Raw genomic sequence first — 22,049 nt, forward strand, 5'->3', positions numbered from 1 at the left:
TTGTCGATGTCTCCGAGGGGAGCCGTTCATGACCACGGCGAAAGACCTGTTCATCATTGCCATGGACCCGAAGCGGTCCGTGGGACAGGGCGACCTGTCGCTCGCGCTCGCGGGAGCTGAACTGATCGATCTCATTGTTGCGGGGGCGGTCGCGATGGACGGCGACCGCATCATGCCGGGCGGCCAGCCGGCACTGGACGATCGGCTCATGGAGGAGGCTGCCGCGGGGCTCACTCGGCAGGCGCCCTACGAGCGGATCGAGGATTGGTTGTGGCGCCGTGGCACAGATCTCTCGGCCGCGTACCAGGCCGCCCTGGAGGAGGACGGTGAGCTGGCGCAGAAGCGAAGCGGCCGACTGTCCTTCGGCTCGGAACGTGTGGAACCAGTCGACACGCCTGCGCGGCGCCGGGCAGCCGATCGCCGGCGGGAGCAGGAGCCTGTTCTGGCGGCCCTCGCCGCGGTCGTAGGTATCGACGGCGAGCGGTCCGACGATGAGCCCGGCCTCGAGGACGAGGCGGTGACGACCGTGGTTGCCGTTGTTCACGACGCAGTGATGGAGTTGGAGGCCGTACGCCAGAGGCGTTCCATCGAGAATGCGGCCTTCGCCAACATCTGGCGCGGACCGTGAGCTGAGTCCGGCTTCGGGGACGCGGTGGAGTCCGAGGACGAGGTGAGCTCTCGTCCGGCTGTCGGGCGGCGTCGGCGTCAACCACGGCTGGAGTGCTGGTCGGCGGATCTTGATCTCGGTGATGCGGTGTGTGCGATGCTCCGGGACGGGCGATACATGACTCGATCGTTGACGCCGAGAATCGCCGAAGCCGCTCCGGATTTCTGCTGCGTCCGTTCCTGCGGCCCGCGCGATCCTAGATGATCAAGCCCAAGGGGTGCGGTGCCTGCGGAGGGCGGGCGGTCAGGCGTCGGGGTCGACTTCGGGGTTCGTGAACCGCATGGGCTTACCCAGCAACCGGGCGTAGGCGATTTCGGCTCGGGTGCTGTCTCCGATGTAGTCGCCGACTACAAGCACCTCATCAGCCAGCCGGATTTTCGCTCGGTGCAGATCGTCGAGTCGACCCTTCAGCGCCTCGGCCTCGACAGGATCGGACCAAAGTTCGTGCGGCGAGTGCATGTCGCAGCCCGGCTTGACGACAATCTTTCCGGCCTTGGTCTCCCGCAGATCGACCTCGGTCATCTCGGTCATGAAGCGGGTGGAGCCGCAGATCACGACGATACGGGGAAGACTCAGCTGTTTCTTCGCGTCGGCGAGCCGCTCCTCGGGGGTGAGCGGTTCCGGGTACGACACTGGTTCCTCCTGGTGGTGTGGTCAAAGGGGTGCCCACGGCGGCGAGAACTCGGGCACACCGGAGCTCGCGCGAAGGGGTAAAGGCCGGTGCCGTGCGGACGGGTCTGCCGGCCAGGCGGCCGCAGCGGACATCGATCGGCTCCAACGGGCCAGGCGAACGGGACGCGAACGGAGACGAGCACACGCATGCAGGATCCGCGAACCCGCGCACTCGGCCTGCCGGGTCCGGGCCGTCGGAATTGGCTGGCGTGAGTCTGCCCCCACGCGGGCTGTTTGCTGCCGTGGTGGGATGCTGAACCGCCGGCTGGACCACGGTGGGTAGAGCTGTAGGGAGGACATCAGAAGTGACGGCGCGAAGAACGATTGCTGTGACGCTGTGCAGCGTGTGGACCGTAGGGGTACTGACCGGCTGCGGCGGGACCAGCACCGGGGAGTCAGGAGGTAAGCCGTCGCCGACTCCATCCGTGAGCGACGCACAGCGTATGACCCAGGCTCTGACGCTTTTCAGGGGGTATCGATCCTTCGGACTGACGGGGGAGGTCAGGGATGCCGTTGACACGCAGATCGGCCTGCATGTCGACCGCCAGGGGAACTGTGCTGGAACCTACAGGCGGCTTGGCGGCACGACCGAGTTTGTCATCATCGGTGACCGCGCCTGGGAAAAGCATGACGCGACGGCGCTGAGCGGGGTCCTGGATTTCGCCTAACTTGTGGGGCCTGACGCGGCGGCTGAAGTGGGGGAGGCAGTTGCGAAAGCACGCGGGAAGTACGTTGAGTCCGCTGCGCGTGAGCTGACGAGGGATGTTGCCGTGTCCTTGTGCCGGATGGACCGGGTATTCGAGGCGGTGCCCGCTTCCGTATCCAGTGCGAAACAGGGCATAGCCCGAACGGAGAACGGAGAGCGGCGCGTCTCGCTCACGCACACGCGAGAAGACGGCGAGGTGGTCGTCAAGATACCCGAGACAGGAATGCCGACCCCCCGCCATATCGAGTTCGACATCGCGGACGTGCCCGTGCTGGTCGGCATTGACGACTACGACAAGCCTGTCGAGGTTCACCGGCCCGCTGCCTCCGACGTCGTGTTGGCGAAAGACGTAGGAGAGTTCCTGCCGTCCGCCGACTGATCAGTCCTCACCGACTGCTCGCCCGAGGAGATCGAGCGGTCTACCAGAGCGCTGAACGCCGCCCCGGACGGAAACAGGGACGCGTGAGCGTCCTGGCGACCTCGAGGGGCCCGGCCTGGTACGCGACGCCCACCTCGCCTACGCCCAGGAGCTTGGCTACGACGTTGCGCCGGTCGACGCGTGGGTCCGGTACGAGAACGGCCGCTACCTGGACGGCTGGTACAACGGGCTGATGCCGAACACGGCCCGCGGTCGTAGAGCGGCCGTTCACCCACCTTGCTTGCTTGGGAACCTGGTTGCACAGGCGAGAGGTCCGAGTGCGACTGTGGTCGCACCTGGACACGCCTTGGACTGCGACTCAAGTTGCATGTGATGGCTACCCAGGATCGATGTGGCATCGAGCACCCCGACCTGAGGATGGCGGGGTGACCGAGATCATCGCGGGGCTGTACATGTCCCCTCTGGAAATTCTCTCTCTGTTGGGTGCCGTCGCACTGGTGGTGGCGCGCTGGTTTCCCCCCGCTGTCCGCCCACGTGTCGCGATCGGGGCGGGGACGGTTCTGCTGCTGTGCGCCATCGTGCTGCTTGTGACGGGGGTCCGCTGGCAGATGCTGCCGGTTCTGGCAGGCGCTGCCCTCGCGTTGCCGTTCGCCCTCTCCTCCCTGCTGCGGCGCCACGCCGGCCGGCCGGCGTGGCGGGCCCGATGGTGGCTGGCATTGCCGGGGTCAATCACCTGCGTCACCCTGATTGCCACAGGGCCGGTGGCTGCCTGGGCCTTTCCTGTACCCGTGTTCCCCGAGCCGTCGGGCCGTTTCGCGGTCGGCACCCGCGTGGTGCAGTGGACCGACCGACACCGCCCCGAGACCCTCACCGCTGATCCGCACGACCGGCGCACGGTCGTGGTCCAACTCTGGTATCCCGCGCGGAAGAGCCCTCCAGGCACGCAGCGGGCCCAGTACCTCGGACGCACCGAGCTTGAGGCGCGCACCGTTTCCGCTGCCCTCGCCCGCCAGGTTGGCCTTCCCGGGTTCCTGGTGGAGGGCCTCGCACGTGCCCACTCCCATTCGATCTTCAACGCTCCGGTGACCGGTGGGGGCGGGCGATTCCCAATCGTGCTGTTCTCTCCCGGTTCGGGCGGAGTGCGAACCCAGAACACAGCCTGGGCGGAGGAACTGGCCAGCCACGGTTACGTGGTCGCCGCCCTCGACCACCCGTACGACTCCGCCGCCGTCGTCCTCACCGACGGTCGAACACTCCACGCCACGATCGCCTCCACCGGAGACCAGGGGAAGGACGAGAAACTGGCGGTCGACTGGACTGCTGTCCGTGCCGCCGACCTCAGCTACGTACTCACCCAGCTGGAGCATCTGGACCGAGGTGAGATCACCGGTCCGCTGACCGAACGCCTGGACACCGGTCGGGTTGCGGTCACCGGCCACTCCATAGGCGGTGCCGCCGCTCTGCAGGCTGCCCGGCGGGATCGCCGGTTCGACGCCGTCATCGATCTGGACGGCTACCCCCACGGCCCCGCCTCCCCCTCCCTGCACCAGCCTACGCTCGCACTCACTCAGGCCATCACCCCCACAACCGACCCACGTTACCTACCCCGACTCACCGAGGCCCTCAAGTTCAGCACCGCGACGGGCTATCAGCTCACCATCCCCGGCGCAGCACACCTCACCTTCATGGATGGCCCCTTGTACCTGCCGCCCGTACCCTCGATAGTCGGCTCGCTGGGCCGCACCAAGAGCCCCCACATCGTCGCCGCAACCACTCTGGCCTTCCTGGACACCACGCTGCGGCACAAGCCTGGTGATGTGGCCGGCGTTCTGTCGGCCTACGGCGGCCTCAGTGTCTACCCCCCGGACAACGGGCGCTGATCAGAGCGGGGGAGGGGCGCGCCCCGGGTCCGGACGCCGTAAGCGACGGCCTCCGGACAGCCTCCCTGCTGCCGGCACTTGATGATCCGACAGCGCAGCGTGAACGCGTCGATGCCGCGTCCGCCGACCGCTTGCCTGCGGACCACGATGTCGTCGGCACCACGCGGGATGTCCCTGGCCATGATGACGAACACGCTGGGGTGTTCCTCGTCTCGAACCGCCGGTTTGGTGAAGGCGGGTTCGGCCGCGTCTCCAGTAGCTGTTCGCCGAGCGAGGCGTCGAGATCAGCGTCACCACGCCGCTGGTGCTGGATGTGATCAAGACGGAGCCCGCCGGCACGCACGCCAGAGTCCGGGGCAGTCTCCAACGGACCGTTGCGAAGCCTATCGAGAAGCTACGACGGCAGCACCCGCGACGACTGCACGGCTCTCGGCTCCGACAACCGTGCCACTCGGCCACGACCTGGCCGGGGATCGACGAAACGGTAGACCCTCTGTGAACAGTTTTGACCACAGCATGGAGTGCGGCGGAGCTGTGACCGCGAGAGGAGGCGGTCACCGGCCTCTTCACAGTGAGCGCAATTAAACAGAGTTGGTGCTCGTTGACCCGACCACTCGACCACGGCCACGATCCCGGCCCATGAAGAGAACCGTTTTCGCCGCATCGATCTCACTGGTTGTCAGCGGACTGCTGATAGCCGGCGCGGGATCCCCCGCCGCCGCCGGCACCGCCCGGCCTCACCCGCCCAAGGCCGACAAGAGCCAGGCCGTCCAGGACGCTCGCGACTCGATCGCGGCCCACCCCGCGGCGGTTCGGGCGAGCTCGGACGACACGTTCAAGTCCACCTCGGTGCTGATCGACAAGGACGGCACCCGGCATGTGCACATGACACGTGAGTACCGCGGCCTGCCCGTGCTGGGCGGTGACGTCATCGTCCACGACGCGCCCAGCGGGGCGTTCCGCGAGAGCACGCTGACCCTCAAGGCCGGCCTCTCCCTGCCGGTGAAGCCCAACGTCAGCGCCAAGCGCGCGGAGACTCTGGCGCAGAAGGCCTTCCGGGGCAAGCGCGCCGGGACGACTAGCGAGCTGGTGGTGAACGCGCTCTCCGGCACCCCGCGGCTGGCGTGGCAGGTGACCGTCAACGGCATCGCTCCCGACCAGTCGCCGAGTCACTTCAACGTGCTGGTGGACGCCCTGACCGGCAAGGTCGGGCAGATGTGGAACGCCTTCCACACAGCCGATGGCACCGGCCACGGCTACCAGGTGGGTGACGTCGCGCTGACCACCACCGCGATCTCCGGCGGCTACCAGCTCAAGGACTCCACCCGCGGCAACGGGGAGACCAGGGACGCGCAGAACCTGACCGCCACCAATGACAGCCCGCCGGCGGGCTGGGGCAAGGCGTTCACCGACACCGACAACGTGTGGGGCAACGGCACGCTCAGCGATCGTGCCACCGTCGCGGCCGACGCCCACTTCGGCATCCAGGCGACCTGGGACTACTACAAGAACGTGCACGGGCGCAGCGGCATCAAGAACGATGGTGTCGGCGCTCGTTCGTTCGTGCACTACGGCAACAACTACGCCAATGCCGGCTGGGACGACACCAGCTTCAGCATGATCTACGGTGACGGCGCCCCCGGCGACAAGCCGTTCACCGAGCTGGACGTCGCGGGCCACGAGATGAGTCACGGGGTCACCTCCGCCACCGCCGGCCTGAACTACTTCGGTGACGCGGGCGGTCTGAACGAGTCGACCAGCGACATCTTCGGCACCCTGGTGGAGTTCAACGCCAAGAGCCCGGCAGACACCCCCGACTACCTCATCGGCGAGAAGATCAGCTCCACGCCGCTGCGGTACATGGATGATCCGAAGAAGGACGGCGTCTCGCAGAGCTGCTGGACCACCGGCACGAAGAACCTCGACCCGCACTACTCCTCCGGAGTGGGCAACCACTTCTTCTACCTGCTGGCTGTCGGTTCCGGCTCCTCCAGCTGGGGCAACAGCCCGACCTGTAACGGCGGCACAGTCACCGGCATCGGCAACGACGCCGCGGGCAAGATCTGGTACCGCGCGCTCACGACGTACATGACCTCGGGCACCACCTACCCCGAGGCCCGGACCGCGAGCGTCAAGGCCGCGATCGACCTGTACGGCGCAAGCAGCAGCCAGTGCGCCGCGGTGGAGAAGGCGTGGAGCGGCGTGGCCGTCGTCCCGACCGCCACCACCTGCGGCGGCGGCACGACGACGCCGCCGAGCGGCACCAACCTGCTCTCGAACCCGGGCTTCGAGTCCGGTGCCGTCAACTGGACCACCAGCTCCGGTGTGATCACCAATGACACCGGCGCCACCGCGCACTCCGGCTCGTACTACGCCTGGCTGGACGGATACGGCAGCACCCACACCGACACCCTGTCCCAGTCGGTGACCATCCCGGCCACCGCCACGGCACCCAAGCTCAGCTTCTTCCTGGCGATCGACACCAAGGAGTCGGGCACCACGCCGTACGACACGCTGAAGGCCCAGGTCATCTCCGGCACGAGCACCACCACCTTGGCGACGTACTCCAACGCCACGCCCGGCGGCTACGCCCAGCGGACCCTTGATCTGTCGGCGTTCAAGGGCAAGACGGTCACGATCAAGTTCACCGGCACCGAGGACTCGTCCCTGTCCACCGGCTTCCTGATCGACGACACCGCGGTCACCACCGGCTGAGCGTCGTCCCCCCAGGCTCCGCGCGTACGTTCAGTGGGCCCGGCCGGCGAAAGCCGGCCGGGCCTGCCGCGCGTTTCGCCGAAGCCGTAAGACCCGGCGGCCGCGTCGGCGTACGTCTCGTCGTCGGCGGACGGCCCGCTCAACGAGCGGCCGGCGAGCGCGAGTCCGGCGGGCAGGGCTCCCGCCATGACGGTGTTCTTTCCTCATGTGGGGTGATCGTCGCCGCCGCGATGATCGCCCCGTGACGAACGTATGTGGACCAGTGACGAGACGAGTGCAGATGCGCTGCTTGTCACCTCCCTCGTCCGCGTGTGGCACCGGCGACTACCTTGCTCTGACGGCGCGTCGCAGATACCGCAGCAGCAGGTACCACCTGGCTTCTCCACGTTCAACCCGACGTCGTACCGGTTGGGCCCCGCAGTGGATCCCAGGGAGTGCGGTCGCTGGGCAGTGCCGTCCGTCAGCGGCGTCGGGGACATCACACCATCAGCAGGCCACTGACCGACCATCGAGATCTGAGCAGCGAGAACAGTATCGTGGCCGTCGTCGGGTGGTCGGCATGCAAGCGACAACTCCGTTCGCTCGCGGGCCATGTGGAGATGCCGGTGAGTTCCCAGCCTCCGCCGACACTTCTGCGCCACCTTCGAGCTTTGGTCAAAACTGTACACAGAGTGTTCAACATTTTATCGATGACTGGCCTGATCATGACTACCCTGTGGCCCGTTCTATCCCCCACGAGAACGCTGCCACACGCACCGCCCCTTCCCTCAGGCGTGCGCGGGCAGTGCAGGAGGCGAGAGACTGGTGGACACCAGTGGCACGGCACGTTCCGGGCGTACGCTCCAGGTGGCACGGTCGCCGAAGCCGAGAGCTGTGCAGTCGTCGCGGGTACTGCCCTCGGAACTTCTCGATGCGCTGCGCAACGGTCCGTTCGAGACTGCCCTGGATTCTGCCGTGCGTGCCAGCGGGCTCAGCCTTGAGCGGATCCAGCACCGGCTTGCCGAGCGAGGCGTCGAGATCAGCGTGACCACGCTCAGCTACTGGAGACGTGGCCGGCGCCGGCCCGAGCGGCCTCAGTCCCGGCAGGCGATCCGACTCCTGGAGGAGCTGCTGGGTGTCCCCACCGACGGGCTGGTATCACTGCTCGGTCCGCGTCGTCCCCGTGGCCGCTGGGTCAAACGGGATGCCGCCGTACTGGAGACCGAGCGGCTGTGGCGGGAGTTCGGGAGCCTTCCCGAGCTGCTGACCGAGCTGGACAGTACGGACGACGGTCTGCTCCGGGTCGCAGCCCACGACCATTACGAGCTCAACGCGCGCGGAGCCGGGGCTCGGCTGACCACCCGCCTGACGCTGAAGGCCACCCGGGACGGGGTGGACCGCGTTGTGCTGGTCCTTCGCGGCGAGGACCCGGACTCGGCGCTGCCGGAATTCGCCGACGTACGCAACGCCCGCCTGGGGCGGCTGCGCTCGGACCGCAGCGTGCCGTTGATGGTCGCCGAGCTGTTCCTGGATCGCACGCTGGCCCAGGGCGGTACCACGCTGATCGAGTACACCGTGCTGTTCCCCGAGAACGGACGCCGCGCAAAGGAGTGCGGGCGAGGGTTTCTCTCTCCTGCTCTCCTCTACACCCTGGAGGTCGATTTCCACCCGGACGCCGTGCCGGTGCGCTGCTGGCGTTGTTTCAGCGCCGGGGGCTCCTGGCAGCCCGTGTCCGCGGAACCGGTGTGGATCAGCGCCGCCAGCCGGGCGCACACTGTCTTCGAGAACCCTGGCCCCGGCTTCCAAGCGCTCCACTGGGAATGGCATTGACCCTCCGTGGGGTGTTGGGGTCAGGCTGTTTGTATGGGCCGTGGTGATCTGACGAATGCGGAGTGGGACCGGCTTGAGTCGTTCTTGCCTCCTGGTGGGGCCCGCGGGGGTCGGTGGTGTGACCACTGTCGGGTGATCAAAGTGGTTCTCTACCGGGTCCGGACGGGCGTGCAGTGGAGGGATCTGCCGGAGCGTCGGGCCGTGGGAGTCCGTCTACAAACGCCATCGTCGCTGTTCAGCGGATGGAACATGGGCGATGCTGCTGTCGCGGATCCAGGCGGCCGAGGACGCCGTGGGCCAGATCGGCTGGGACGTCTCGGTGGCCTCGACAGCTGTGCGGGCCCACCAGCACGCCGTCGGCGCACGGAAGGCGCCGACGGTCGCCAGCGACCATGACGAGACCCTCCAATCGATCCGCTGGATTCAATCGATCGGGACGGAGCCCGGGGATCGGCGACCAGCCCCAGTGCCGAGAAGGCATGCAAGGCGGCGTCGGTGTCCTGCACGACACCGAGCGCTGTCGGGTGAGGGCGTGGACGTCGAGCCCTGCTGGAGCTGGGACGAGGACTGGGTGCTGCTGGAGCGTGAGCATCTGCGGCAGCTGCGGCTGCACGCGCTCGACGAGCCGGCCGAGACCCTGATACCAGCAGGGCAGACTGTTCTCGCGATCGAGGCGGCCTGGGCCAGCGTACGGGCGGAGTCGCTGCGGGTGAGCACGCACCGGGCGGTCGTGTCAGCCCATCTCGCGGAAGGCAACGCCGGCGAGGCGGTGCGCCATTACGAGGCGTTCTGCCACCTGCTGGCGACAATACTCGGCGTTGTGCCCTCGCACCGGTTCGCCCGGATGCTGTCCGAGCTTCCTTCCCCCGGCTCCGGCTCGGGGCCTTCGACGACCCCGACACCCAGCCCGCGCTGGCTGCCCAGCTCTCCGGGCCGGGTTTCATCGTGTCCGGCGCCTGATCTGCGCGTCGGCAACGGCGTCCGGCGCCTTTCAGCCGGGCATCGGCGCCACCGACCTCGGCGGACAGAACGTCGGAGGCCACCAGCCACCCATTGGTACGAGCGGCACGGCGAGGGCGGGGAGAGAACACGCAAGCCGTGATGGTCTCGGTCTCGCGGGCCAGGGGATTCCCGGTGGACGGGGACTGAGTCAGCGGGTGGTGCGGCCAGCCCCTGGTGCGGATGCGGCGGGCGGCATCGGCGGCAGGCCTGCCGCGAGATCCGGCAGCAGGACGGGCTCCAGCCGGACCCGCTTCTGGTGCGTGAGATACAGACCGAGCTCCGGCGGCCGGTATCCGGCGTCACGCCCGTAGCGCTCCTTGGCCGGCACCGCCAGGAACTCGTTCCCGTCGGGCTCGTTCCTGTCATTCACCGCGCTGCCCAGCGGCCGGTGGTAGGCCTTGGCCAGCCGGTACATGCGCGTGCGCGACTCATGCAGCTCACCCGAGCTGTCCGGCTCGACCCGGAAGTCCGCGCTCCGGTCCGGCCTCATCTCCTCCGGCCCGGCAGCGCTGAGCGCCTCGTCGTCGAACTCCAGCCCGTAGCGCCGGGCCTGGTCGGCCATCCACAGCAGGGCGATGTCGGACAGCCCTGCCTCCGTGTACCCGCCACCGACATCGCAGTGCACCCCGGCGAACCAGACCTGCTTGAGCTCCTGTCCCTGCCGGGCGGCGTGAGGCTGCTGGTGCCACAGCGCCGGTCGGAACGCCGAACGCTTCTCGTCGATGGCCAGCGCATGGAAGGCTCCCTCGACCAAGCCGCCCAGCTCGGTGTCGTGGAACGCCCAGCGGCGGTTGAAGCCGTTCACCGCCGACTGGAGCGGAGCGGCGTCCGGCAGAGGTATGCCCAGCGCACCCACGGTGTCCCACACGCCGATGAAGCGGATTCGTGTCTCGCGGGCGTACGAACGGCGGAACAACGTGGACGCCGCGCCGTTCGGATGCTCGGTCCGGTCGCGGTAGAGGGACCACGCCGCCTGCGAGCGGTCGGCATGTTCCCGCCGCAGGACGCCGCTGTTGCGCACCAGCCCCGCCAGGCTGCGGGCGGTGAACGCGCCCCGGCTGAAGCCGAAGAGGAAAAGTTCGTCGCCGGGCTCGTACGTCTCGACGAGGAACCGGTAGGCGTCCATGACATTCCGCGAAAGCCCCACACCGAAGGCGCCACCCCGCAGCCTCTCCCACTGCTGGGTACCGACGCCACTGTGGTAGTAGACCCGCTGGTCCTTCCCGCCGACCGACCCCTGCCGCACAGACAGGGCGACCTTGGCGACGTTTGTTTTGCTCGACTGGTCGGCGAAGTTCCATGTGCCGTCGCAACAGATGACCAGACGCTTGGCCATGACCATCCCTCCTCGCGAGAGCGTGGTGGTGTATAGCACCACTTCCATGTTTCCACCACCCGTTGGGCCGCGCCATCCGTGAGGGGGCGCGAGCGGCCCCTTGGGGGTAGAGCAACGCTGCTTGTCTCTTAAGGAGATGGGTAGGCGCGGTGCACAGTTCTCGGCCCGGTGGGCGCTCCAGCGGCAGTGAGATTGACGCCCTGGCTGGTGAGGGAAGGCCACTGCCCAGACTGCACCGCCGAGCCCCGGGCCCACTCCTCAGCCCTCATAGCCAGCACAAAATGAAGCTAAGGGCTGTCGGATGGACCTGGCCGACGGACAAGGAAAGGCCCGTCGCCCCAAACGCCTGATCACTGCCAACCGCGACCGGCTCTGACCAGCGGCCCGACCCGCCCGACCCGGGAGACCGGGCCCGGCGTGTGCCGGGAGACCGGAGACGTACGACGGCGCTGTCAGCTGAGCGCGGATTCGGCCCGGCCCAGGACGGCCTGACGAACCTGCTCCGCACGGCCGCGCTCGCCCGCCGGGGTGGTACACGGGAACCTACATGGTGTGGGTATTGCGCACGGACTTGCCGATCCTGCCTGGGCTCCGTCGATTCGGCTGCACTGGCGGTGGCGGTGGGTGTCAGTCGGGTAGGGGTACGCGAATGACGGGCTCGAACGGGCGCTTGTTGAAACCGCTGCGTACATTGCGGCAGCTCGGTGCCGTGCACATGAAGAACTCGTCGACTGTTCTGCGACCGGTACGGTTCTTGAGCCAGACCTTCTCGTTCCCGGTCAGAGGACGGTGCTGTTCGTCGGAGTCGCAGGTGAAGCAGTACATCTTGGTCGGTGGCATGAAACCTCCTGGAACAGGCGGATAGGCCGAACCCGAGCATAGGTGCACGCTTCGGGGCAGTGACAGGATCCAACCAGCCGTTCACCCGGTCCGGAACCCGCCTGCCCGGAGGCTCCTTCTCCCGGTCTGGTTCCGGTGGTGGTGGAGACGGTGGAGTTGGTCTCGGCGTCCGGCGCCTTGGTGAAATGAGGAGCCGGTCCTTTACCGGGGGATTTGGTCTCCTGCCAGCTGATGTCGCAGGTCGAGGAAGTACAGCAGCCGACGCCGGCACGTCCGCGCCCTGAGGTTCGAACGACAGCGTTCCATCCTTGACGGGACCTTGGACCTGACGAAGTCGGCCAGCGCATCCCGCTCCGGGTATACCGATACCTGAAGAGTCACGAGAGAACCGTGCGCGCTTCGGATGCGACGTGGGTCGGGTCGAGCAGGCCTGCTGATGCCGCTGCTGGGATCGGCCTCGATCGCCACGGCAGGGATGAGGGTCGGCGAAGTCTGTCTCTCCCGCGATGAAGCGGTCCACCTCGCCGTTGTCGGCGATGGCGTAGGTGATGACCTTGCCCTGGAACTGTGCTCCGCTGGGGGTGAAGACGAGCTCGTCCGCGTTCGGCTCGTTGATCTCCATGGCGTATGTCGTCAGTACCGCGCCTCGTGTGCTGCCCCGACTGATCCCCGAGGCGGTCGTGATCGACCCAGGTGACAGGACATAGACCGCAACGAAACGGTCGTCATTGCTGAAGCGCAGCAGCAGCCAGGTGACGCGTTGTGTGCTCAGGTCTGTCCGGTTGGGCACTTCGGCCCTGGTCCGGGACTGCCGGACGAACCGGCTGCCGTCCCAGCGCCGGCTGATGTGGCGGAGCCCTGACGGGCCAGTGGCATGGCTGTCGCCAGGTCCGTAGAACTTGACGTCTGCCAGGAGGTGTCCATCCCGGAAGTTCACGGTGCCCGGTTGATACTGCGGGGCAGGGTTGCCAGGTCCTCCAGCGGGTGATCGGCACCGCCGTTTCAGCACACCGGGCCGTGGCCGCCGGCCGGCCGGCCGGCGGTGGGGTCGCAGCGACCGCTCACGGTGAGACGGGTGACCCGCATGACGGCAAACGGTGTAGCCCCGCGTGCAGGGTGCAGGCTCCGGTTCGAGTCTGTGGTCATGAGTATCCGCCCGTGGGTCATCGTGGAGCCGCCGGACAGTCGTGGCCTTCGCCGCGTCACCATCGGCGGCGAGACGGTCGGCATGGCCTGGTCACGGGCTGAGCTGCGGAGAATTCTCGACCGCCGAGGTTACCCCGAGCACATGGATCTGGATGATCCGGCGTCCGTGTGCTGGCGCGGGGGCGATAGCAGGACCTGGCTCGACCGGGCCTGGAAGAGGCATTCGATCATGACACTCATGATGATCGGCCTGCTCGTTTCCATGGTTTTCAATGCAGTCATCGGATGGCCGGACGCCTCGGGGGCTTCGACGTTCGCGCAACGGATCACCGGAGTGTTGTTCGTCCTCTCGGGCGCGGTGCTGGGAGTTTCGGCGCTCGCGGCAGTCGACTACTGGGGGAGACGGCACTTCAAAGCCTCCGGAGCGCTTGTCCTGCTTGGGGCGATCATCGTGCTGGCGACTGACAGTCTCCTACTTCTTCTCTGGTCCGAAGAACGGGAGTACACGCGCTATTTGTTGGTCTACATGCCGGCATGGTGCTGGTCCATTTGGGCAGTGCTTCTACTTGTGAGTCAGAGATCGTGGAAGGGTGTACCACAACCCAAAAGGTTCGCGGCCGGGGTGGTTGCCACAGCACTCCTGACGGCTGTGAGCCTGGCGTATTCAACCATGTACCAGCCTGCGGCCGCTCCCATGTACTTCACTTTGCAGGCGAAATTCGGTAAGGCGTGGGAGGACAACCGTCACCTTCCCTTCGTGCACGTGCCTTTGACCCTCTACATGAAAAACACCGGAGGAATCCCGGTGTACATCATCAACGACATCTACACGGTCCGAGGCAGGGTCGCCTCGTATTCTCTGGGGGAGAGCGACCCGGTGACGGAGTGGAGGGAGAGTGTCGGGAAACAGGGGGCGCGCGCGGGGGAAGCCGAACTCTACGTCGACCAACTCAAGTACACCACCATCAGCAGTGGGAAATTCTACGACGTCGGTAATTCGCTCGAGGTCGGGCAGGAATACGCTCTGAAGCGTGTAATTCAGCTTCCCAAGGACGTCGAGTATGACACCGTGAGTATTGAACTGAAAATCTCTTACATGAGGAAGGACCGTGGGAAGCTGGACGTGGAGGAGTTCAGGTCTCCTCATGCTTCGTGGAACGAAGATGACCGGAGCTACTACTGTGAGCCCGCGATATGTGGAGGGCAGCTCGTGCACCGAGGGAGGGTGCGACACAACGACAACCTCATCAATGTGACGCGCAAACCGCGTTTCGTGACCGCTGTCTGGTCCCCGAGCGGCCGGTTCATCTCCTCGATCTCCTCCTTGCCGTACAGCTTCTCCGCATTGGGTGATTATGGGGAAGAAAGGAGGGAGCTGGAGAGATACGGAGCTGCGAGGGCCCGAGCTGATGCAGAGATCTCCGTGGCCGAACTGTTGAAATCTGCCGGAGTCTGACCAGTATCACCCGCGGGATCACTCGCTGCTCTCCGTGAGCCAGGTGCCCGCCGTGACTCCGAACTCCTCGTCAAGATACGTGGCAGTCTGCTCGCAGTACAGGGCCGAGGCTCCCAGACTCCCGAACAGTCTGTCGTGCGGCACGAGATCGGCGAGCTCGGTGATGAGTGGTATGACGTCGAACGGTCCCTGAGTATGCTCGTTGTTCCGCAATTGGGCGAGGACGTCCAGCATGTCGTTGCCCTTTTCGCTTGCCTTCGCCTTCCAGAAGTCCTTGATCCCTTCGTCCTCCCACCGTGCGGGAACCAGCTTCTTCAACCCGCTCCTGAGCGCGGACTCGGGAGTGGACTCGAAGATGGCGCTGGTGCAGAGTGCGGCCGCTTTGCCGAGCGACTCCTTCGGGCGCTCCTGAGCGGTGGCGGCCCGCTCCTGCTGCTCCCTCATGCGAGTGCTCTTCTCCCCCAGTTCCTTTGTCGCTTCGGATCGCTCTTTGTCTGATGTCCTGGGATCACTTATTTTCTTCAGGAGCGCGCTGACCTCCTGCGTGATCTTCGCAAGCTGTTCTCGGTCCGCCGGCGGTGTTTTGCGGTCGTGCATGATGTCCGAAGAGGAGCTGACCGGCAACAAGGTATTGAGAGCGGTCTGCCTGGACCCCTCGCCCGCAGGAAAGTTCTGGCTTTCGTCCGCCGAGCTGCCCCGCGGTCCGGTCCAGCCGTTCTCCGCAGCGTCGGTCGTATCCTTCATTATGGCGATCATCCGGTCCCGCAGGGTTCGTGGCGTCTCGGGATCGCAGATCATGTCCAGGGTGGAGGTGGTCCGTGCGACCACCAGAATGAGCATGGACCGTTCTTCGGCCGGTACCCGCGGGTCGCTGACCACCTTGAGCGTCGCAGTCACCTGCTTCACCATCGCGGTCAATTCCTGTCGCAGTTCGGGAGGTGTCCTCGGGTCATTGATGGCTGCCAGCGCGGTGGACAGATTCTTCGCGCTCTCGGTAACGCCCTGCCTGTCCTGCGGCAAAGTCCGCGGATCCTCGACCATGTCGATGATGGTGATCAGCGTCTCCACGGTCGATGTGAGTTCTTCGGGAACGTGTTCCTTCTCCTCGGTCAGGGCAGTCGTCGCCTGGTCGATGTCTTCCTTCTGTTCCGGTGGGGGATCGGACTTCTGTCCGTCCGTGTCGCCCGGGTCTGTCGGCGCAGTGGTGTCGGGCGAAGACGTCGAGGGTTGGGTCGGATCGGGCGAAGGCGCGGAGTCCGGTGGCGAGGAGGGGGGCGTCGCGGGTTTCTTCGGTTCGCTCGGCGTGGGGGGAGGAGACGGTGGAGGATCTGTACTCTGAACCGATGTTCCGTCGTGGCGCCCATTCGGGCTCCGGGAATCCGCTGCCGCGATCGTGAGGCCTGTCGGCAGCGCAAGCGCCGCAGCCAAGAAGGATGCACTGGCCGCGTGAAAGATGTGTTGCCGGGAGATCTTGGCCATGAGGGCTCCAGATGCGCTGTGCGTCGAACTGCCCAGTTGTCGCAGATTCTTCCCATGAGCCACGGCTTCAGAAATGCGGAGCTGGAATACCGCAGAGCCGATATCAAACAACTCTTCACCTGCCCGGCGCATTCCGCAACGGGAATATCTGGGCCCTCAGCGCCGGCCCACGGCCCGGCCGGATCACGGCCGACGGACCTGCGCGGCAGAGTCATCAGCCTCGGCACCGAGCAGGCGGCCAACTGCGGCCGGAAGCAACCACCCTGCGCCCACGCCACCCTGGCCCCGCAACGGCGGCGTGCCGAGGGGCCCACGACCGCGCTGCGGGCACCGCTCTGCGCCCGCCCTGACGCGTCTGTCTGAACGTCTGGAAGCGCCTCCCGCCTCACAACTTGATCGGGAGCACGACAACCAGGATCTGATAGCCGAGTCCGTCAGGCACCGAGGTGTCCGGCAGGGAGATACGTTCGATGACGACCCCGCTGAGCCGCTGCACGATCTGCTCCATCTTCGGCAGCGTGAACGAGTTCGTGGCGATGGTGAGGCGTGCGCCGGACGCCGCGATCCGGCGGATCTCGCGCTCCCCGCGCGTGGAGATGGGCGCGGACCGCAGTGCGATGTCCGTGGCCGTGTCGCTCACAACGGTGTCGGTGAGCGGGCGAGGTGGTCCGCCGACGACGCCGGGGTCGGTGACGAAGTCCTCGAAGCCCTGATACCGGGTTTCCCCCTCGCCGCCGATGTTCACTTTCCGCCCGAGGCCCGGATTGACCGGCGTGGCGATGTGGTCGACCGGGTGCCCGCTGCCGTCCACCGGGCATGTCGTGTGGTCGTGCGGGGATCCTTCGTGAGTCAGCGAGACGAACAGGCTGACCACGGCGGGCGGAGGCCGGTTCTCGAACGCCACGATCTCGATGTCGAGCGCGGCGATCGTCTTCTTCCCGACGATGTTGTCCGGCGTCGTCTGGCCGGGACCCAGGATGTTGCGTGGCGGTCCCTTGAAGGCCAGTACGGCCCGCACCGTAGTAGGACCGTAGAGTCTCCCGTCGACCTCGTCGGCCGCGATCACCCCGGCGCCCAGCGTGACGAGTGCTGCCTGGATCCTGGTGACGTGATCGCCCTGCGCGCCGGGCAGGACGTGGTCGGCGTCGGACACCAAACACGCCTGCAGCGCAGGGTCATCGCGGAGAAGTTTCGACGTAAGAGGCATCTTTCCACCCTGTCCCACACCGTGCGGGCCGGCATCCGCAGGACGGACACCGAAGGGGCAGTCACCGAGCCGCCCCTGGCCGAACCGGAAGGAGAGCGGCAAGTCCGTCGCCGCAACTCAGTCGCCCAGGCCCTGCTCCGCCGGCTAGTCCAGCGCGTCGTCGGCGCCATCCCCTGGAAGCTGTTGTCGCTCCCGGAGCCCATCCGGATGCGAGGCCAATGCCGATGGGGCCACCATGGACGTACGAGCGAAGGTGGCACGGTAACGGGATCCCCGCTCGCGAGTGGCTGATCTCGCGGACACCTTCGGTTTCGCCGCCGGGAGTCTGCACGGGGGCCGGCCGGACTCTGGAGCCCACCATGGCGATCTTCCCTGACCTGAAGTCTGACCTGCTCGGTCCTGACGTGGACCTTCAACAAGCCCTCGACAACGCGCTGGCCGCCTCCCCACAAAGCCTCAGCAATACGCCTATGGGCATCGTCGCGCTCAATGACTCCGCGCCCCATGGCTTCGCCGGACACCGCGAGAGCGAGATCCATTTCTCCGCGAGCCTGCTCAAGGCAACGTCGATGTGGGCATCGTCCGAACTCCTGCGAGCGGCCAACGAACTCGTCGCTGAAAAGCAGCCTCAGCCCGCCGACGTCATTCCCCTGCTGCACAGCGAATTCGACGACATCATCAACGATGTCCGCGTGGTGCAGCTCGCCGGCGTCAACCTCACCGGATTCATACTTCCCCGGTGGGAAAAAGTCTTCACCGTGCAGGCGGATTCCACCGTCACGTTCTCCACCGACTTCCAGACGAATCTCACCGCTTCCGTCGCCGACGGCGACGACGTGGCGACGGGTGCAGTGGTGCACGGTGTCGGCTTCGGCTATCTCACCGAAGGGGCTTCCACCGCAGGGTTCTTCGACGAGACCGCCACCGGCACGCCCCAAACCGCCGACGGCATATGGCTGTGCGGGGACTTCGCCAACGGGTTCCCACCGCAACGCATCCCGTGTGTCAACGACACGCCCACCGCGCAGGGAACGTCCGTCCGGCAGATGGCCCGCCTCTTCACCTTCCTGGCCGGTGACGCGCCGCTGGTTGACGGACCGAGCGACGAGGCCATGCTGGACCTCCTGACCAAGGCCGTGCAGCGCCGGCACACCTTCCTGGACCGTGACACGACCGTCCAGTTCAGCCTGCTGCAATCGAAAATTGGCCTTGGCTCCGTCCACACCGGCACCCCCGCTCAGCAGGCGGTGGCATCCGAAGCGGCGATCGTCCGGGAGAACTCCACAGGAAGCCGCTTCGTCCTGGTATTCCAGAACCGGGCGTTCGCCAACGACGCGTCCATCAAACCGGTCTCACAGGTGTTCGACGCCGCGATCGCCGCTTTCCTCTTTCCCTGACGCGACAGCCGTGCGTCGGACCCCGAGTCCCCCTCGATGCGTACGGGCTCGCACTCCCGGTGCGCGCCGGCGCCGACTGCTGCCACGCCACCGCCCGGTGGCGGGGATCCGCCACCGGAGTGAGCATGGAAGAGGTGTGAGTGGCGTCGCCGCGGTTCCTACCTCCCACGACCTCGGATGAGGCGTTCGTCATGACCTTCAACCCCTCTCGCTCGGTCTCCCTGCGGCTGTGGCATGAACTGCGGAACCATCCCGGCCCCGGTGGAGACCACCGCGCTCACCCTGGCGGAGGCTTCGGTGGTGGCCGAAACGGAGGAGGGGGTGGGAGGCGGCCTCATCCACCTGGGCCGGACCCCCGCCCCGACAGGCCCCCGGACACCAAGCCGCACGACCAGGACGGAGCGGACGGACCGTTTCGGGTGGTGCGGCCAGCCGACATGCTCGTCGTCGACATTGGGCTGGTCAACCTGCGATTCGACGGCCGCCGCCTCGTACGGCGGGACCCCGGTGCGCCCACGCTCATCCTCGTCGGGCTGCCACCGCAGCATGTGCTGGAAGAAGTCCCCCCGCAGGTAGCCACCGGCGCCACCACACTCGGCCCCATGGGGGCCGTGACCGCGGGCTCGACCCAGTTGGCCTTCTCGGTGCCCGCCGACATCGACGGCCTGGAGCTGTCGCTGACCTCGTTGCTCAACTGGGCGCGTCTGGTGCCGATGACGGTGCCGACGGGTCTGCGGAGCCCGGACACGGCAGGGTCCACGGTCTTCCAGGGCATCCCCAGAAGTGTTATCGAATTCCCGGCCCGACTGCTGATCACCTACGACGAGCCTGTGGACTGGGTGGGCCGACAGGAACCCCAACAGGTCGACGGACGCACCGCGTTGTGGCACACCCGGCTGCACGGTGCACGCGACGGCGAGGTGTTGCTACGGGCTTTCGCGACGGTCGCCGACCGCAGTGGACTGACCGCGAACAACCCGCTGACCATCGAGAAACTGGAGGACATCGTCACCCTCACCAGCCGGGCCGAACTGTCCGGACCGGGCGGCAGCCTGCCCATCGAAGTCCCCAGCGCACCGTTGCAGGCCGAGCAGTTCATCATGACCCCTATGGGCGCTTCCGCCCACCTGCGCGGTGCCTGGGAGCCCCTGTCGCCGACCGCCCGGGGCCAGCTCCAGAACCTCGGGAAACGCGCCCCGGACCTGGTGACGTACGACCACATCACCGGGCTGGGGCGGGACCAGTACATACGCGTCGTCAGCCGCGGCCATTTGTCCACCGGGCATGAAGCCCTGCTCGTCTCGGAACTCAGACGACTGTTCGTCGCGCGCCCGAACGACGGAATCGTCGCCTACCTGCAACGAGAGGACCGCGTCGTCGTCAAGCAACCAGAGGTCCAGTACGGACCGGGGACCGGTTTCACGCACGGAGGACGCGAAATGCCCTTCCGCGCACTGCGCATCACCGACCGTGTCACCCCACCGCTTCACGAGCCAGTGTCTGACCACGATGCTCTCTGGGTGGTTCAAAGCTCCGGCGACGACTACGAGTTCACCGTGATCGGTACGGATCACGAGAATCGGAAGATCAGCTTCACCATGCCGCTGGTGTTCGTTCCCGACAGCCTGACGCAGGCCGAACAGGAAGCGCAGTTGAAGGAGCTGTATGCGGGGGACCTCCACACGACCACCCCGAACGCGACCGACCAGAAGCTGATGACCCGCATGAACCGGTCGATGGGCGGCCAGGTCATGGCCATGGCACAGCCGCCCGACGGAGCCCTCGGCAGCACGAGCCACGCGGTCGGCAAGCTGACCTTCGGGCTGGGGGTCACGGGCCCGGCGGGCCGCCCCCGGGTCGGCCTGCCCCATGTATCCGCTGCGGAGGTCCGCGTCCCCGCCGTCGAGCAGTTCACCCCGAACGCCGGATATCTCGCGGTGACATTCAACGAGACCTTCCTCCGGCAGAGCATGGAGAAGCATCCGGCGGGTGCGTACCTGAGCCTGGACGAGGCGGTCAGCCTCACCTTCGGGGCGGAGAAGGCCGGCGGAGTCGCCAGCCCCAACGCCGCGGTCAAACTGATCACCAGCCAGGCGGGTGTCATCCCGGACGTATTCAAGACAGGAACCGCCGGGGACGTCGTCGACGCGCTTCCCCTCGCAGACATCAAAGCGGCCTTCGGCGGTGCGAAGCTGCTCGGTTTCATCGATCTCGGCCGGTACCTGCAGAGCATCGCCAAGGACAGCCTCGGCACGCTGCGGCAACTCGGCGACGACCAGATCGAGGCCCTCCTTCGCGCGCCCAATGGCCTGCTGCCGGCACCCGTGCTCCGTATCCGTGACCTGGCGGACGGGCAAGGCAAGGAACTGCGCTACGTGTGGAAGACCGCCCTGGGAGAGCGGGACGTGCAGCCGGGGGACGACTCGAAGGATGTCCTCGACGTGTCCCATGCCGTGCTGACCCTGGACGCCCGGACCGTCCGCTCGAAAGAGGCCGTCGACAAGGCCACTGTGGAGGGGCGACTGACCGACTTCGCGCTGAACTTCGGTGGAATGGCTCGGGTGGAGATCGCCGACCTGAAGTTCAGGACCGGGCCGGGAAAGAAGCCCGACGTGACGGCCAGCGGCCTGGAACTGAAGTTCAGCAACGAGTTGGAGTTCATCAACAGCCTGCGCAGCGCCCTGCCCGCCGACGGTTTCGGCGGCGGTGCCTACGTCGAGGTACAGCCCAGCGGAATCCGCGCGGGCTACGAACTCGCGCTTCCGGCCATCGGCGTCGGCGTCTTCACCCTGTCGAACGTCGCGCTGGGTGCCGAGCTGGTGATCCCGTTCGACGGCAAACCGGTCTCGTTCCGCTTCTCGGTCTCCGAGCGGTCGCATCCCTTCAACGTCAGCGTCTCCCTGTTCGGTGGCGGCGGCTACTTCTCCATGCTGGTCGATGCGACAGGCGTCCAACAGATCGAGGGCGCCATAGAGTTCGGCGGCAGCGCGGCCCTGAACCTCGGAGTCGCCAGCGGTGGTGTGTCGGTCATGGCGGGCATCCGCTTCGAGTTCGACAAAGCCGCCGACAGGGTCTCCCTGAGCGGATACCTGCGCTGCAACGGATTTCTGTGCGTACTGGGCATCATCACGGTGTCCGTCGAGTTCTATCTCGAGCTCACGTACGAGAAGCATGGTCGCGAGTCGGTGGTCCGGGGCAGGGGCACCCTCACGGTCAGCGTGCGGATCGCCTTCTTCAGCAAGTCCGTCTCGCTGGAGCTTGAACGCAGTTTCTCCGGCGCGCCGGCCGACCCCACCTTCGCCGACTGCGTCCTGCCACGCCACTGGCACGAGTACTGCCCGGCGTTCGCCCCGTGAGA

At 66.7% G+C, this 22,049-nt stretch carries 15 protein-coding genes and 1 pseudogene; 11 read left to right on the forward strand and 5 right to left on the reverse strand.

The window, feature by feature from the left end:
• Nucleotides 1-28 precede the first annotated feature (28 nt).
• Entirely contained in the window at nt 29-628 is a 600-nt protein-coding gene (locus OG538_RS35875) for a GPP34 family phosphoprotein (protein WP_406099813.1), read from the forward strand.
• A 282-nt stretch (nt 629-910) separates the two neighbouring features.
• Here the strand turns inward: OG538_RS35875 and OG538_RS35880 are convergent, their stop codons facing one another.
• Complete coding sequence (locus OG538_RS35880; protein WP_406099815.1) at nt 911-1,300, reverse strand: hypothetical protein; 390 nt, start codon at nt 1,298-1,300, stop codon at nt 911-913.
• A 464-nt stretch (nt 1,301-1,764) separates the two neighbouring features.
• On the opposite strand from OG538_RS35880, the gene OG538_RS35885 reads away from it, so the two are divergent.
• The 7 genes and pseudogenes from OG538_RS35885 (at nt 1,765) to OG538_RS35915 (ending at nt 9,930) form a co-directional block, all read left to right on the forward strand.
• Complete coding sequence (locus OG538_RS35885; RefSeq protein WP_406099817.1) at nt 1,765-2,007, forward strand: hypothetical protein; 243 nt, start codon at nt 1,765-1,767, stop codon at nt 2,005-2,007.
• Between the two features lie 117 nt (nt 2,008-2,124).
• Nucleotides 2,125-2,424, forward strand: coding sequence for a hypothetical protein (locus tag OG538_RS35890; protein WP_406099818.1), 300 nt, complete (start codon nt 2,125-2,127; stop codon nt 2,422-2,424).
• A gap of 389 nt (nt 2,425-2,813) precedes the next feature.
• Entirely contained in the window at nt 2,814-4,304 is a 1,491-nt protein-coding gene (locus OG538_RS35895; RefSeq protein WP_406099820.1) for an alpha/beta hydrolase family protein, read from the forward strand.
• Nucleotides 4,305-4,943: 639 nt separating this feature from the next.
• A complete protein-coding gene (locus OG538_RS35900; protein WP_406099822.1) occupies nt 4,944-7,019 on the forward strand; it encodes a M4 family metallopeptidase in 2,076 nt (691 codons plus the stop codon).
• A gap of 954 nt (nt 7,020-7,973) precedes the next feature.
• Complete coding sequence (locus OG538_RS35905) at nt 7,974-8,828, forward strand: hypothetical protein (protein ID WP_406099823.1); 855 nt, start codon at nt 7,974-7,976, stop codon at nt 8,826-8,828.
• A 33-nt stretch (nt 8,829-8,861) separates the two neighbouring features.
• A pseudogene (locus tag OG538_RS35910) lies at nt 8,862-9,198 on the forward strand (transposase); the annotation flags it as partial.
• Between the two features lie 162 nt (nt 9,199-9,360).
• Nucleotides 9,361-9,930, forward strand: a complete 570-nt coding sequence (locus tag OG538_RS35915) for a bacterial transcriptional activator domain-containing protein (protein WP_406100438.1) — start codon at nt 9,361-9,363, stop codon at nt 9,928-9,930.
• Between the two features lie 48 nt (nt 9,931-9,978).
• Here the strand turns inward: OG538_RS35915 and OG538_RS35920 are convergent, their stop codons facing one another.
• Nucleotides 9,979-11,166: a DUF2235 domain-containing protein gene (locus tag OG538_RS35920; RefSeq protein WP_406099824.1), complete on the reverse strand. Its 1,188-nt coding sequence runs from the start codon at nt 11,164-11,166 to the stop codon at nt 9,979-9,981.
• Between the two features lie 627 nt (nt 11,167-11,793).
• Entirely contained in the window at nt 11,794-12,006 is a 213-nt protein-coding gene (locus OG538_RS35925) for a hypothetical protein (protein WP_406099826.1), read from the reverse strand.
• Nucleotides 12,007-13,150: 1,144 nt separating this feature from the next.
• On the opposite strand from OG538_RS35925, the gene OG538_RS35930 reads away from it, so the two are divergent.
• Nucleotides 13,151-14,608, forward strand: a complete 1,458-nt coding sequence (locus OG538_RS35930) for a hypothetical protein (protein WP_406099827.1) — start codon at nt 13,151-13,153, stop codon at nt 14,606-14,608.
• 18 nt (nt 14,609-14,626) lie between these two features.
• On the opposite strand, the gene OG538_RS35935 is transcribed toward OG538_RS35930, so the two are convergent.
• Complete coding sequence (locus OG538_RS35935) at nt 14,627-16,087, reverse strand: hypothetical protein (RefSeq protein ID WP_406099828.1); 1,461 nt, start codon at nt 16,085-16,087, stop codon at nt 14,627-14,629.
• 385 nt (nt 16,088-16,472) lie between these two features.
• The gene (locus tag OG538_RS35940) at nt 16,473-17,240 is read right to left on the reverse strand and encodes a peptidoglycan-binding protein (RefSeq protein WP_406099829.1); all 768 of its coding nucleotides are present in this window, start codon (nt 17,238-17,240) and stop codon (nt 16,473-16,475) included.
• A 413-nt stretch (nt 17,241-17,653) separates the two neighbouring features.
• On the opposite strand from OG538_RS35940, the gene OG538_RS35945 reads away from it, so the two are divergent.
• Nucleotides 17,654-18,691, forward strand: a complete 1,038-nt coding sequence (locus tag OG538_RS35945) for a hypothetical protein (RefSeq protein ID WP_406099830.1) — start codon at nt 17,654-17,656, stop codon at nt 18,689-18,691.
• A gap of 422 nt (nt 18,692-19,113) precedes the next feature.
• The gene (locus OG538_RS35950; protein WP_406099831.1) at nt 19,114-22,047 is read left to right on the forward strand and encodes a hypothetical protein; all 2,934 of its coding nucleotides are present in this window, start codon (nt 19,114-19,116) and stop codon (nt 22,045-22,047) included.
• Nucleotides 22,048-22,049: the final 2 nt, after the last annotated feature.

Origin of the sequence: Streptomyces sp. NBC_01013 (assembly GCF_045162765.1) — a bacterium.
Lineage (GTDB): Bacteria > Actinomycetota > Actinomycetes > Streptomycetales > Streptomycetaceae > Streptomyces.

Coding starts and splice junctions, on each gene's coding strand:
- OG538_RS35895 (WP_406099820.1), top strand. CDS start 2,814: ATGTGGCATCGAGCACCCCGACCTGAGGATGGCGGGGTGACCGAGATC.
- OG538_RS35900 (WP_406099822.1), top strand. CDS start 4,944: ATGAAGAGAACCGTTTTCGCCGCATCGATCTCACTGGTTGTCAGCGGA.
- OG538_RS35930 (WP_406099827.1), top strand. CDS start 13,151: ATGAGTATCCGCCCGTGGGTCATCGTGGAGCCGCCGGACAGTCGTGGC.
- OG538_RS35920 (WP_406099824.1), bottom strand. CDS start 11,166: ATGGCCAAGCGTCTGGTCATCTGTTGCGACGGCACATGGAACTTCGCC.
- OG538_RS35935 (WP_406099828.1), bottom strand. CDS start 16,087: ATGGCCAAGATCTCCCGGCAACACATCTTTCACGCGGCCAGTGCATCC.
- OG538_RS35945 (WP_406099830.1), top strand. CDS start 17,654: ATGGCGATCTTCCCTGACCTGAAGTCTGACCTGCTCGGTCCTGACGTG.
- OG538_RS35925 (WP_406099826.1), bottom strand. CDS start 12,006: ATGCCACCGACCAAGATGTACTGCTTCACCTGCGACTCCGACGAACAG.
- OG538_RS35890 (WP_406099818.1), top strand. CDS start 2,125: ATGGACCGGGTATTCGAGGCGGTGCCCGCTTCCGTATCCAGTGCGAAA.
- OG538_RS35875 (WP_406099813.1), top strand. CDS start 29: ATGACCACGGCGAAAGACCTGTTCATCATTGCCATGGACCCGAAGCGG.